Annotated in this window: 9 protein-coding genes; 8 read left to right on the plus strand and 1 reads right to left on the minus strand. The window is 74.6% G+C overall.

The window, feature by feature from the left end:
- Positions 1-109 precede the first annotated feature (109 nt).
- Positions 110-1,489, plus strand: a complete 1,380-nt coding sequence (locus O7625_RS19150) for a S8 family serine peptidase (RefSeq protein ID WP_282340330.1) — start codon at positions 110-112, stop codon at positions 1,487-1,489.
- Here O7625_RS19150 and eccCa read toward each other — a convergent pair.
- Positions 1,455-5,456 carry a type VII secretion protein EccCa gene (eccCa, locus tag O7625_RS19155; RefSeq protein ID WP_282340331.1) on the minus strand — a complete coding sequence of 1,334 codons (4,002 nt, stop codon included), beginning with the start codon at positions 5,454-5,456 and terminating at the stop codon, positions 1,455-1,457. The two genes, O7625_RS19150 and eccCa, sit on opposite strands and share 35 nt — an antisense overlap.
- A 154-nt stretch (positions 5,457-5,610) precedes the next feature.
- Between eccCa and eccD the strand changes: the two genes are divergently transcribed.
- From eccD to O7625_RS19190, 7 genes are all read left to right on the plus strand, one after another.
- Positions 5,611-7,002: a type VII secretion integral membrane protein EccD gene (gene eccD / locus O7625_RS19160; protein ID WP_282340332.1), complete on the plus strand. Its 1,392-nt coding sequence runs from the start codon at positions 5,611-5,613 to the stop codon at positions 7,000-7,002.
- A gap of 4 nt (positions 7,003-7,006) precedes the next feature.
- Positions 7,007-8,401: a type VII secretion protein EccB gene (gene eccB / locus O7625_RS19165; RefSeq protein WP_282340333.1), complete on the plus strand. Its 1,395-nt coding sequence runs from the start codon at positions 7,007-7,009 to the stop codon at positions 8,399-8,401.
- 67 nt (positions 8,402-8,468) lie between these two features.
- On the plus strand, positions 8,469-8,765 hold the full coding sequence (locus O7625_RS19170) for a WXG100 family type VII secretion target (RefSeq protein ID WP_282340334.1): 297 nt from the start codon (positions 8,469-8,471) through the stop codon (positions 8,763-8,765).
- A 31-nt stretch (positions 8,766-8,796) separates the two neighbouring features.
- Positions 8,797-9,093, plus strand: coding sequence for a WXG100 family type VII secretion target (locus tag O7625_RS19175; RefSeq protein WP_282340335.1), 297 nt, complete (start codon positions 8,797-8,799; stop codon positions 9,091-9,093).
- Between the two features lie 58 nt (positions 9,094-9,151).
- A complete protein-coding gene (locus tag O7625_RS19180) occupies positions 9,152-9,535 on the plus strand; it encodes a hypothetical protein (protein WP_282340336.1) in 384 nt (127 codons plus the stop codon).
- A gap of 4 nt (positions 9,536-9,539) precedes the next feature.
- On the plus strand, positions 9,540-11,699 hold the full coding sequence (locus tag O7625_RS19185; protein ID WP_282340337.1) for a hypothetical protein: 2,160 nt from the start codon (positions 9,540-9,542) through the stop codon (positions 11,697-11,699).
- 24 nt (positions 11,700-11,723) lie between these two features.
- Positions 11,724-13,808, plus strand: coding sequence for a hypothetical protein (locus O7625_RS19190; RefSeq protein ID WP_282340338.1), 2,085 nt, complete (start codon positions 11,724-11,726; stop codon positions 13,806-13,808).
- Positions 13,809-13,869 lie beyond the last annotated feature (61 nt).

Here is a 13,869-nt window from a genome sequence, read left to right on the forward strand (position 1 = left end):
GGAGGTACCGCTGTCCCGCCCGCTGCCGGCGACCGGACGCCGCCGGACCCGACTCTCGCCCGCTCTGCTGCTGTGCTGGCTCGGCATCCTGGCGTCGACGGTGGTCGCGGTGACCCCGGCGGTGGCCACCGGCGTGCCCACGCCCCCCACCGTCGCCCCGGCGACCGCGCCCGGTGCGGGCGGCACACCGACCGGGTTCGTGAAGTACGTGGTGGTCGGCGCGGAGCAGGGCCGGGTCGAGCACCTCTGGGAGATCGCCCTGCGGGTGCTCGGTGACGCGCAGCGGTACCTGGAGATCTTCACCCTCAACAAGGGACGGGTCCAGCCGGACGGCGTCCCGGTCACCGATCCGGCCGTGCTGCGGCGGGGATGGCTCCTGGTGCTGCCGTGGGACGCCGTCGGCGCCGAGGTCAGCTACGGGCCGCTGCCGGTGTTCACCCCGGCCCGGCCGAGGGCGTCGAGCAGTCCCCGGCCGACCGGCCCGCCGGCCAGCGCCGTGGTCTGCACGGTCGCCCCGAAGCGGCGGATCGGCGGGGTGCCCTGGGCGCAACTGCGGTTGACCCCGGAGGTGGCCTGGACCCGTGGCCGGGGTGCGGGGGTCGCGGTCGCCGTCATCGACTCCGGGGTGGACGGCACACCGCCGGCCCTCGACGGCCGGGTACGGCCCGGAGCGGACGCCTCGGCCGACGCCGGCGGCGGTTCCCGGGGGGACCGGGACTGCACCGGACACGGCACGGCGATGGCCGGCATCGTCGCCGCCACCGCGCAGCGGGGCACCGACTTCGTCGGCCTCGCCCCCGAGGCGACCATCGTGCCGGTGCGGATCGGGACGTCCGCCGGGGTGGCGGACTCGACCGACCTGGTGACCGCGCTGCGGGCGGCGACGGCGGCGCGGGCCGGGGTCGCGCTGATCGGCGCTGCGGTGGACACCACCGACAGCCGGGTGGTGACGGCGTTGCGTACGGCGGTCGCCGGAGGCACCACCGTGGTGGTGGCGGCGCGGGCGGCGACCGCGGTGAAGGGTGCCGACCTGCCGGCGGGGGTGCTGCGGGTCGGCGCCGTCGGGCCGGACGACCGGCTGGCCGAGGTGCACCGCCCGGGAGAGGTCGACGTGGTGGCCCCGGGCGTGGACGTGGTGAGCGTCGGGATCGGGTCGGGGGAGGTGCAGGGCACGGGCGCGGACTACGCCGCGGCGTTCGTCGCCGGGCTGGTCGCCCTGGTCCGGTCCAGCGAGCCCCGGTTGGACGCCGTCGAGGCGGCGGCCCGGGTCAGGGCCACGGCGGACGGGGCCGCGGCGGTCTCCCCGGGCCGCCCCGACCCGTGGTACGGCTGGGGCATGATCAATCCGGCGGCGGCGGTGAACGCCCGGTCGGCCGGCGTCGCCAGCACCGTGCAGCGGCGGAGCCCGGCCGGCGCGGTCGCCGCGTTGGCGGCGATCCTCGCGCTCGCCGCCCTCACCGTCGGCCTGCGTCGCCGTCGACGGAACTGACACCCGGGTCGGGTTCGACGTACCCGGTCTGGATCATCCGGTGCCCGCGCCGGGTCAGCACCATCGCCCGGCCGGGCGGCAGGTGCCGGCCCTTCACCCCGCCGAGCAACGGCCCCTCGGTCGGCGGGCAGGACAGGGCGAGGTCCGGGCTGCTGGCCTCCTGGAGGCGACGCAGCAGCGGGTCCATCGACATCCGCATCAGGTTCGCGGTACCCCGGACCACCACCACGTGCAGCCCGATGTCCACCCCGTGCGGCACGTACGGGATGAGGGGTTGCAGGGGGTTGTCCTGCCCGGCGAGCATCTCGAAGTCGTCGACCAGCACGAACAGCCGGGGCCCGGTCCACCAGTCGCGGCGGCGTAACTGCTCGGGGCTGATCTCCTTACCCGGCAGCCGCCCCTTGAGGCCGACCACGGCGTCGGCGACGGTCTCCCGGGTGGAGTCGGTGGAGACCGAGTAGCCGAGGCGGTACTCGGCCGGCACCGAGTCGAACAGCTGCCGTCGGTAGTCGACGATCAGGATGCGCGCCTCGGCCGGGGTGAACCGGCCGACGATCAGGCGGGCCAGGTGCCGCAGCAGGTTGGTCTTGCCGCTCTGGCTGTCGCCGAGCGCGGTCAGGTGCGGCAGCTCCGCGAAGTCGTGCCAGTACGGCTTGAGGTCGGACTCGTCCAGGCCGAGCGGCACCCACAGGTCGCCCTCGGCGGGCGGCAGGTCGGCGGCGGGCAGCACCGCCGGCAGGGTGCGTACCGGCGCGGCCACCGGTCCGTGCCAGAACTCGGCGACCGTGGCGGCCAGCTCCCGGGCACCCTCGGCCGTGCTCGCCGGATCCGGCACGCCGTCGATGCGCGGCAGCGCCCCCAGGAAGTGCAGCTTCTCCGGGGTGAGGCCGTGCCCCGGTGCACGCGGCACGGTGGCCGCCAGCCGCAGGTCGATGGCGGAGTCCACGGCGTCGCCGAGGCGCAGCTCCAGCTTGATGCCGAGCTGGTCACGCATGCTGTGGTGCACCTCCGACCAGCGGGCCGCGCTGACGATCAGGTGGACGCCGAAGTTGAGCCCCCGGGCGGCGATCTGCCGCAGCGCCACCTCCAGCGGCTCGAACTCCTGCCGCAACGTGAACCAGCCGTCGACCACCAGGAACACGTCGCCGTACGGGTCGTCGGCGATCCGGCCGTCGGCCCGCCACTGCCGGTAGGTCTGGATGCTGTCGATGCCCTGCTCGGTGAAGCGCCGCTCCCGCTGGTTGATCAGGCCGGTGACCTCGGCGACGGTCCGGCCGACCCGGTCGGTGTCCAGCCGGCCGGCGACACTGCCCACGTGCGGTAGCCCGGCGACGGTGCCCAGCGTGCCGCCACCGAAGTCCAGGCAGTAGAACTGCACCTCGGTGGGCCGGTGGGTCAGCGCCAACGCGCAGATCAGGGTCCGGATCAGGGTGCTCTTGCCGCTGCGGGTGCCGCCCGCCACGCCGATGTGTCCACCCACCCCGGACAGGTCCACGGTGAGCAGGTCGCGCAGCTGCTCGTAGGGCTTGTCGATGAAGCCGAGCGGGACGACCAGCCGGCCGTTGCCGGGCCAGTCGGCGGCGACCAGCCCGAGGTCGGGATCCGGGGTCAGCGCCGTGAGCAGGCTGTCCAGGGTGGGGGAGTCGGCCAGCGGCGGCAGCCAGACCTGGTGGGCCGGCGGCCCGGAGTCGACCAGCTGGTCGGTGACGATCGAGAAGACACTGCGCGCGGCGGGCGGCTCCGGCTCGGCCGGGTCGGCGGGTGGCGCGGGGTCCACCGGCGGCAGGGCCGGTGCGCCGACCGGCACGAGGTCCAGCCGGTAGGGCACCACCTGCCGCTGGACCACGTCCTGGCGGACCCGGCTCCGGCGGGGACGGTACTCCCCGGAGACGTACGCGGCCTTGAACCGGAGCAGGGTCGAGACGTCCATCCGCAGGTAGCCGTTGCCCGGGGCGGCCGGCAGCTCGTAGGCGTCGGGCACCCCGATCACCGAGCGGGACTCCATCGCCGAGAAGGTCCGCAACCCGATCCGGTACGACAGGTGCGACTCCAACTGCCCGATCCGGCCGTCGTCGACGCGCTGGCTGGCCAGCAGCAGGTGCACGGCCAGCGACCGGCCGAGCCGCCCGATCATGACGAACAGGTCGATGAAGTCCCGGTGCGCGGCGAGCAGCTCGGAGAACTCGTCGACGACCACGAAGAGGGTGGGCAGCGGGTCCAGCGGGGCGCCGCCGGCCCGGGCCTTCTCGTACTCCAGCACCGAGCTGTAGCCACCGGCGGCCCGCAGCAGCTCCTGCCGGCGGACCAGCTCGCCGTGCAGGGCGTCGCGCATCCGGCCGACCAGCGACGCCTCGTCGGCCAGGTTGGTGATCACCGCAGAGGTGTGCGGCAGCCGGTCCAGGCCGAGGAAGGTCGCCCCGCCCTTGAAGTCGACCAGGACCAGGTTGAGCGTCTCCGAGGAGTGCGTGACGGCCAACGCCAGCACCAGCGTCCGCAGCAGCTCGCTCTTGCCGGAGCCGGTCGCGCCGATCAGCATGCCGTGCGGTCCCATCCCGCCCAGCGCGGACTCCTTGATGTCCAGCTCGACCGGGGCACCGGTGGCGTCCACCCCGATCGGCACCCGCAGCCGCTCGTCCGGCCCGCGCCGGTCGCGCAACGCGGCCAGCTCCAACCGTTCCAGGTCGGGCACCCGCAGCAGGGTGCCGAGGTCGAAGTCGGCCTTCATCGGTTCGGGGGCCAGCTCGGTGCTGACCGCCAGCCGGTAGGGCGACAGCAGCCGGGCGACCGTACGGGCCGCCGCCGGCCCGAGCAGGTCCGGTGCGGCGAGCACCTGCCGGGTCTCCTGGCCCACCCGGTCCCGCCCGAGCATGGTCAGCGTGCCGTCGGTGACCTCCAGGTTGAGGATGCCCTTCCCGGTGGCGACCGGCGGGTCGTCCAGGTCGACGAAGACCGCGTTGCGGTAGCCGCCGGTGGTGAGCCGGTGACCGGCCGGCACCCGGCCGCCGTCGCGGACCACCACCACGTACGGCTCGTCCCGGTCGGGGATGGTGCCGGGCTCGTACCGGGGACGGCCGGTGAACTCCGCGCCGAGCAGCCGTTCGAGGCGTTCGATCCCGTCGGCGGCCAGCCGCGCCGCCCCGGCGGCGTCCTGTTCGGTGGGGTGCTGGGCGTGCGGCAGCCACTTGACCCACTCCCAGGCCGCCAGCCCGTCCGGGTCGACACAGAGCGCCACCCGGACCTCCTCCGGCGCGTGCAACGCGCCGAGCTGGGTGAGCAGGGCCCGCAGCAGCGCCCGCGCGGCCGTCCGGTCGCCGGTCACCCGGATCTCGGCGAAGCCCGGCAGGAACAGCGCCACCGGCTGGTCCGGCAGGGTGCTGTACGCCCGGATGAACCGACGCAGCGCCTTCGCGGCGACCGGTTCGAGGTCCTCGACCGGTTTGGTCTGCATCGGCGCGATCCGGACCGCCAGCCGCTGCTCACCGGTGCCGACCCGGATCTCCAGGAAGTCCGGGTGGGTGGGGCGGCGTTCCCAGCGGCGGGTGGTCATCGCCAGCGACCACAGCGACGCCGGGTCAGGGTGCCGCCACAGGCTGGAGTCCCGCTGGTCCTGGGCGAACCGGCGGGCCCGACGGCGGTGCTGGGCGAGGTAGCGCAGGTAGTCGCGGCGGTCGCCGCCGTGCCGCTGCTTGCGTTCCCCACCGCTGGCGATGACCGAACCGATCATCACCCCGCCCATGGCGACCGCCATCATGCCGGCCATCACCCAGGTCAACGGCCCCCGCGACGGACCCATGAACATCAGCATCATCACGCCGGTCATCAGCGCCATCGGCAGCACCATCATCGCCTGCCGGGCACCGTTGTGCTGCGGCTCGCTCAGCTCCGGCGGCTCCTGGAGGGTCAACTCCCCGGTCGGCATCTCCGGCCCGCTGCGTCGTGCCGGCCGCCGGAACAGCACCGTCCCCATGCTCGTCTCCCTCCACCCGGGCCGTCGGCCCCCCTCCACAACGGAGCACGGGCCGATCCGGGTCGATCCCGCTTTCCGGCCGGGGTCCGTCGGCGGGCGAAGAAAATTCCGCCGGGCCGTTGAACGTTCTCGGGCGGTTGCCGTTGAAGGGGCCGTGACAGGCACCGAGACCGAGCAGATGTGCCGGCTGGTCGTACGCGGACCGAGCCGGCAGATCGAGGTCGCCGTGCCGGTCGGGGTGGTCGTCGCCGACCTGTTGCCGGCGCTGCTGCACCACCTCGGCGACGGGCTGGCCGACACGGGGTTGAGCCACGGCGGTTGGGTCCTGCAACGTGCCGGCTCGGCCCCGCTGGACGAGGAGAGCAGCGTCGCCGCGCTCGACCTGCACGACGGCGACCTGGTGTACCTGCGTCCGCGCGCCGACCAACTGCCCGAGGTCGACTTCGACGACCTCGTCGACGGGATGGCGACCGGGGTGCGGGACCGCCCCGGCCGGTGGCGTCCCGAGCTGGCCCGCCCGGTGGTGCTGGGGCTGGCCGGGCTGCTGTTCGCCGTCGGGCTGGTAGCCCTGGCGCTGCCCGGCCCGGTGCCGCTGCGGGCGGTGGCGGCGCTGGCGGTGGCGGCGGTGGCGCTGGGCGGCGGGGCCGCCGTGGTCCGGGCCGCCGCCGAGCGGGGGTTCGGCGTGCTGCTGGCCGTCGCCGCGACCGGCTACGCCGGCCTGGCCGGGCTGGTGCTGCCCGGCGACGGCGGGGCGGTCGGCGCGGGGACGACCGGGCCGCAGGTGCTCGGCGGGACCGCCACCGGGGCGGCGGTGGCGGTGCTCGCCGCCGGCCTGCTCGGCGCGGCCACCCCGCTCTTCGTCGCCGGCTCCGTCGCGCTGCTGCTGGGGGTGCTCGGCGGGGCCGCCGCCACGGTCGGCGGGCTGACCGGGCCGCAGTCCGGGGCGGTGGTGGCGCTGGCCGCGACCGCACTGGTGCTGACCGTGCCCCTGTTCGCGTTCCGGCTGGCCGGGATGCGCCTCGCCCCGCTGCCGACCCGACCCGAGCACCTCCAGGAGGACATCGACCCGGAACCCGCCGGCCCGCTGATGGACCGGGCGCGGGTCGTCGACCGGCTGATGACCGCCCTGTACGCCGGCCTGGCGACGGCCACCGCCGTGGCGCTGCTGCCGGTGGCGCACCGGGCGGGCTGGGCGGAGGTGACCCTGGTGGTGCTGGTCGCGCTGGTCTGGTCGCTCAACGCCCGGCCGATGACCAGCGCCTGGCACCGGCTGACCCAGGCGGTGCCGGCGCTGGTGGGGCTCGTCGCGGTCGCCGTGGACGCCCTGGCCGGTGCGGGGCCGCTGGCGCGGGTGCTGGCGTTGGCGGTGCTGCCGGTCGCCGTACCGGCGTTGCTGCTGGCCGGGCGCAGCCTCACCGGGCGGCGGGTGACGCCGTACTGGGGGCGGGTCGGTGACCTGACGCTGACCGCGGCGGCGGTGGCGCTGCTGCCGATCGGGCTCGCCGTCCTGCACGTGTACGACTACTTCCGGGCGATCGGGGGCTGAGGTCGTGCAGTCCCGACGTGACCAGGTGCAGGCGCAGTCCCATCTGCTCGGCCGGCTCACCGCCGCGCTGGTGGCCGGCGAGCCGGACGGCCTGGAGACGCCGCACCGGCGTACCACCGTCGGCCTGCTCGCCGGGGTCCTGGTCGCCGCGCTGGTGGTGGGCGGCTTCACCCTGTACGGCTTCTTCGCCCCCGGCGGGGCCACCGCCTGGCGCAGGGCCGGGTCGCTGGTGGTGGAGAAGGAGACCGGCTCGCGCTACCTCTATCTGGACGGGCGGCTGCGCCCGGTGCTCAACTACGCCTCGGCCCGGCTGCTGCTCGGCGAGGAACTCGCCGTGGTCACCGTGTCGGCGAAGTCGCTGCGCGGGGTGGCGCACGGGCAGCCGTTGGGCATCGTCGGCGCCCCCGACGTGCTGCCGACCGGTGGCCTGGCCGGTGCCCGGTGGACGGCGTGCGCGCCCAGCGCCACGGACCTGGCCGGCACCGAGACGACCGCGCTCACCCTCGCCGTCGCCCCGGCCACCGACGGGACGCCGTTGGCCGCCGACCGGGCGGTGCTGGTCCGGCCGACGGCTGACCCGACCGCCGGTTACCTGATCTGGAACGGTCACCGCTTCCGGCTCACCGCACCGTGGCTGCCGGCGGTGCTCGGTCACGACGGGCCGCCGGTGAGCGTACCGGCGGCCTGGTTGGACCTGATCCCGGCCGGGGCGGACCTGGGGCCGGTGGCGGTGCCGGGGCGCGGCACGGCCGGGCCGATGGTCGACGGCCAGCCGACCCGGATCGGTCAGCTGTTCACCGCCCGGCCGGCGGACGGGGTGGAACGGCACTACCTGCTGCGTCGCGACGGCCTGGCCCGGTTGACCCCGCTGGCGTACGCGCTGCTGGCCGCCGACCCGGCGACCGTGGCCGGGTACGGCGGTCGGGCGGTGGTCCCGACCGTGCTGAGCCCGGCGGCGCTGGCCCGGCTGCCGCTCGCGGCCCGACCGCCGCTGGCCGGGGAGCTGCCGGCGGTGGCCCCGACGGCGGCCGTCCGTCCCGCCGGCCTCACCTGGTGCCTGCGGTTCGGTGCCGACGGGCGACCGCAGGTCGTGGCGGCCCGGCCGGTGCCGGCGGCCGGCATCGTGCGCGGCGGCGTCGGGGTGACCCGGACGGCGCACACCGCCGACGCGGTGGCGGTCGCGCCCGGACGCGGCGGACTGGTGGTCGCCGGCCGCGCCGGGCAGCCCGGCACCGGCTACCACCTGGTGACCGACGCCGGGGTGAAGTACCCGCTCGCCGGTGCGGCGGTGGCGGAGCGGCTGGGTTACCCCCCCGCCGCCGCGACCGTCGTCGCCCCGGAACTGATCGACCTGCTGCCGACCGGTCCCGCCCTCGACCCGGCCCGGGTCGTCGGATGAGACCGGCCCGGCCAGCGCAGCCGGCGGCGCGGAACCGCCGCGACCGCCCGAACCGGAAGGAGCGCCGATGCCACTCGGCAACGAGGTAGACGAGCAGACGATCCGCAGCACCATCTCGGCGATGAACCAGACCGACGCGCAGTGCGACGCGGCGCAGCGCGCCGTCGACAACACGTCCAGCTTCCTGGACACCCAGTGGCGCGGGGAGGCGAAGACGACCTTCACCACCTCCATCCAGCAGTGGCTGGAGGGGCTGAGCAAGGTCAAGCAGGGGCTGCTCGACCTGAACACCGCGATGACCTCGCACTACCAGACCAGCGCGCAGGTGGAGCAGGACAACGCCCTCTCCGCGAGCTGGACCTGACCACCGACCGAACCCTCACAAAGGACGATCCATGCCGTCGTACGGACTCAACCCCAACGGGCTGCTGGACAGCTCGGCCGAGCTGCAGGGCGTGACCACCAGCATCCAGAACGCGATCGACGAACTCAACACCGTCGTCCAGACGTACGTCAACGCCAACTCCGGTGACACCCGGGAGGCGTTCACGGCGGCGCAGGCGAAGTGGAACACCGGGATCAACGAGATGCGTCAGGCGCTCGCCGACGCCTCGTCCCGGCTGGACCAGATCCACGACAACTACCGGCTGGGCGACGCGCGGGGTGCCGCGCTGTTCCAGGGCAACGTCTGACCCCCGGTGCGGCGGGCGGTCCGGGCCGCCCGCCCACCCTCACCCAACGGAGGAACCGATGCCGATCGTCATCGACGAGCCGTACATCAACCAGCTCATCGCGAAGCTCAACAGCCTGCGGGACGCGGTCGACACCGCCACCTCCGGGCAGGGCCAGTACGTCTCGCAGACGCTGCGCGACCTGGTCGTCTCGGCCGGCACGAACAACTTCGAGCCGGGCAAGACCATCCGTGACCAGCTCAACAAGACCGGTGACACGCTGCTGGCCCGGATGACCAGCCACCGGACGACGATGAACGGCCTCGCCGTCGGGCTGACCGAGCTGCTGGCCAACTCGGAGTACATCGAGTCGCTCAACGCGGTCACCGCCGAACGGTTCCTGGAGTTCCTGCCCGGCACCGGCGGCACCGGCACCCCGCCCAACCCCACCCCGACGGTGTGACCCGGTGACCGCTCCGTACCAGGACATGGCCCAGTGGACCTGGGAGTCGATGCTCCAGAACGTGCTGGGGGAGGGCCGGGACGGCCCCGACGGCACCAGCGGCACCATGCTGGACCGCAAGCTGGTGGCCGGCCCGGACGTGCGGTGGCTGCGTCTCGTCGACCACCTGGACGACGTGACCGAGTCCTCGCAGCCGCCCAGCGACGGTGACGTGACCAACCGGATCGACTCGCTCGACGGCAACGAGTTCTTCCTCTACCGGATCAGCTCGGTCGGCTCGCTGAGGGACGGGCAACCCCACTACACCACCCGGACCCAGTTCATCCAGGTGAAGATCGTCTTCAGCGACTCGCAGACCGAGGGGGCGCCCTCGCCGCGCGGCGCCTTCGAGACCTTCTACAAGTCCAGCGAGGGGGCGTTGCAGCGGCTGACCAGCGGCACCAACCCGGTGTTCAGCTGGAAGAGTTTCACCGACGCCGCCAAGATGCTGCACGACGTGGAGACCAGCCTGATCAGCACGGAACGGGAGCTGAAGACCATCCTGGACCGGGTCGGCGACGACGCCTCCGGGTTCCAGGGCAACGCCTCCGGCGTGTTCATCGGCACGGTGGCGAACCTGCGGCGCGACGTCCACCGGCTCGCCGTCGACATGAACGCCAACAGCACCGACCGGGCCTGGTCCGACCAGGTCGACGACGTGGTCGACGACATGACCACCTTCCGCAACAAGATGGCCAGCTCGTTCCGGGAGTTCAGCGACCACACGTTCCAGTGGTTCAACGGCTACAACCCGACCACGCTGATCGACTCGTTGAAGAAGATCGTCACCGAGGTCAGGACGGGCAACTTCAGCCAGGTCACGATCACCCTGCCGGACGCGTACGGCAACGGCACGGTGAACAGCGGCACCTTCAACCTGATGACCGAGGCCGGCTGGCAGAGCGTCGACAACATGATCAAGGGGGCCTGGCTGGGTCAGCTGCGGGAGCTGGACGCCACGATGCGTACCGAACTGGCGCGGCTGACCACCCGGCTGCGCTCCGTCACCCATCTGGTGAGCGTCATCTCGCCCCCACCGACGACCGCCGGCGCCACCCCGCCGCCGGGCGGCACCCCCGACCTCAACGGTCCGGACCTGAACGGCGGTGGTGGCTCCGGCATGGGCGGTGGTGGTGACCTGGGCGTGGGCGGTGGTGGTGACCTGGGCATGGGTGGCGGTGGTGACCTGGGCATGGGTGGCGGTGGTGATCTCGGCATGGGTGGCGGTGGTGGTGACCTGGGCATGGGTGGCGGCGGTGACCTGGGCGTCGGTGGCGGTGGTGACCTCGGTAAGGGTGGGGGTGACCTCGGCGGGGGGTCCGGACTCGGTCTCGGTGGCGATCTGGGCCTGGGTGGTGGGTCGGGCCTCGGGGGCGGGGCGGGCGGCCTGGGACTCGGTGGCGGCGACCTCGGTGCCGGTGGGTCGGCCGGCGGGCTCGGCGGCGCCGACTGGGACGACCTGCTCGGCGGGGGCACGGGCTCCGGCTCGGCCGGTGGCGGCAGCGGTGGTGGGCTCGGTGGTGGGCTCGGTGGTCCCGGTCCGGGCGGCGGTGTCGTCGTTCCCGGCCTGCCCCCCGTGCTGGGTGGGGCGGGCAGCCTGGGTTCCTCCGGCGGTTCGGGTGGCGTGGGCGGGGTCAGGGGCGGCGGGGCGGGTGGCCCCGGTGACGACACGACCAACCCGTCGGCGCTGTTCCCGACCGACGTGGACGGCGTCGACATCGGCAACCTGGGCGGCGGCTCACCGGGCGAATCGTCGACCAGCGGGGTGGCGCTCGGCAGCGAACTGGCCGCATTGCTGGGCGAACCGGCCGGCGGCGGACCCGGCGGCACCGGGGCGCGCGGCACGGACTCCACCTCCTCGCCGGCCGGCGGTTTCCCGATGATGCCCCCGATGGGTGGCATGGGTGGCATGGGCGGGGGCGGCCAACAGGGGGAGAAGGACCGTGAGCGCAAGACCTGGCTGGAAGAGGAAGAGGACGTCTGGGGCACCGACCCGGAGTGCGGGATGGCCGTCATCGGCCGGGCCGAGCACGCCGGCGAACCGGCCACCACGATGCCGGCCGCGCCGCGCCGACCCGGCCAGACGCCCGGCCCCACCCGTACGACGGGACGTCGCCGTGGCTGACCGGCGACCCGGGCGGGCCGCGCGGTGACCGCCCCGAACCCGGAGTACACCGGCTGGACCTGGGAACGGATGCTCCAGGACGTCCTCAACGAGGGCCGCGACGGCACCGACCAGGGCAGCGGCACCCTGATCGACCGCAACCTGGTCGCCGGCCACGGCGTCTCCTGGGTCCGGTTCGTCGAACGACGGACCCAGGAGCTCGACCGGGGCACCCGCCCCACGGTCGACCCCGGGGACCGTGAACTGATGGGCTACCGCCGGGTCGGACCCGGAGTGGACGACCCGCAGCGGGACCTCTGGGAGATCGTGCGGGGCCACGTCACCTTCTGGGAGGGGACCGGCGGCCCGCCACCGGCCACCGCGTTCGACAGCTTCTACCGGGCGAGCGTCAACGCCCTCACCCGGTTGTACGCCGGCACCAACGGCTGGTTCAGCGAACGCAGCTTCACCGACGCCGGCAACCTGCTCTGGCGGGTCGAGCAGACGCTGCTCACCACCGCCGCGGAGCTGCGGGTGCTGCGCGACGGGATCAGCGGGGCCGGTTCCGGCTTCGAGGGGTCGGCCTCGGCGGTCTTCGTGGCGGCGCTGACCACGCTGCACGCCGACATCGACCGGCTCACCCGGGACATGAACGCCACGAACGAGGCCGACGCCTGGTCGGACCGGGTCTTCCGGCAGTCGAACGACCTGCTGATGTTCCGCGAGCGGATCAACGACGCCTGGCGGGAGTTCAGCGACCACACCCACCAGTGGTTCAACACGTACCATCCGACCGCGCTGTTCAGCGCGGTCCGCAGCATCCTCGCGCAGGTCGACCAGGGCAGCCTGAACGCGGTCCAGGTCACCATCCCGGACACCTACGGCACCGGGCTGGTCAGCGGCACGTTCGACCTGACCACCGCAGCCGGCTGGACCGCTCTGGACGTGCTGCTGCGCACCGCCTGGCTGCGCCAGCTCGTCCGGCTCGACCTGGCGATGCGCGACGCGTTGGCGCAGCTCGTCACCGCGTTGCGGGAGACCAGCGGGATCGTCAACCGGTTCGCGGGGCCGTCCGGCGGCGGTGACCAACCGCCCCCACCACCGGGCACCTCGGACGGACCCACCGGCGGTCCACCTCCCAACGAGGTGCACTCCACCACCCAGTTCGGCGGCACCGGATTCGACGGGACCGGCGGCGGTGTCGGATTCGACGGGGCCGGTGGCGGCGTACCGGACCTGTCGTCCTCGTTCTCCTTCTCGGGAGCCGGCGGGACGGGCGCCGCTCTGGGCGGCGGCCCGGCAGCCATCGGTGCGATCGGCGCGTCGGGCGGGGGCGGGTTCGGCGGGGCGGGTCTGTCGGCGCTCGGTGCGACGAGCCTGGCCGGCGGCTCCGCGGACTTCAGCGTCCTCGGCACCTCCGGTGTGGCCGGCGACGTCGTCGGCGCGGTCGGTGCCCTGGGGCGTACCGGCGTGGGCGGCTGGGGCGGCGGTGCGCTGGCCGGGGTTGGTGGTCTGGCCGGCGGCGTCGGTCCGGTGATCGGCGGACGGGCCGGCGGTGGCGCTCCGGACGGCGACCGCCGCTCCGGCGGCGCGCTGGGTGACTGGGCCGGCGGCGTCGACATCGGTGACCTGGCGGACGGGCCGGTCGCCCCGCCGTCGCGGGCGGCCGTCGGCGGCTCCGCCGTCGGCCGGGAACTCGCCGCCCTGCTCGCCGGCCCGCTCGGCGGTGCCGGCGGCGCGGGGCTGCCCGGCGGTGCCGGGTCGCCCGCGGGCACGGGGCTGCCCGGCGGTGCCGGATCGTCCGGTGCGGCCGGTGGCCCGGGGTTGTCGGGCACGGCGGGCAGCGGATCCCCGGTACCAGGACAGCTCGGCAGCCGGCCGTTCGGGCCGCCCGTCGTGCCGTCGATCGGCGCACCTGGTGGTCGGGACAGCGACGCGGGTGCCCGCCGCACCACCCGACGGACCGAGGACGAGCAGGCATGGGGAGCCGACCCGACGTGCACGGCGGCCGTGGTGGGCCGGACCGACCCGCCGAGGCGGCGGCCGGTGGCGACACCGGTGCAGGTGGAGCAGACCCCCGCCGCCGGCCCGGTGGTGCACGGCCGGGAGCAGGAACGCGGCCGGGGTTGACCGCCGTCGGCACCGCACGACGGGTCGACCGTCGTGGTGCCCCTCAGCAGACGAACCGCAG

This window comes from Micromonospora sp. WMMD714, from assembly GCF_029581315.1.
GTDB lineage: Bacteria > Actinomycetota > Actinomycetes > Mycobacteriales > Micromonosporaceae > Micromonospora > Micromonospora rifamycinica.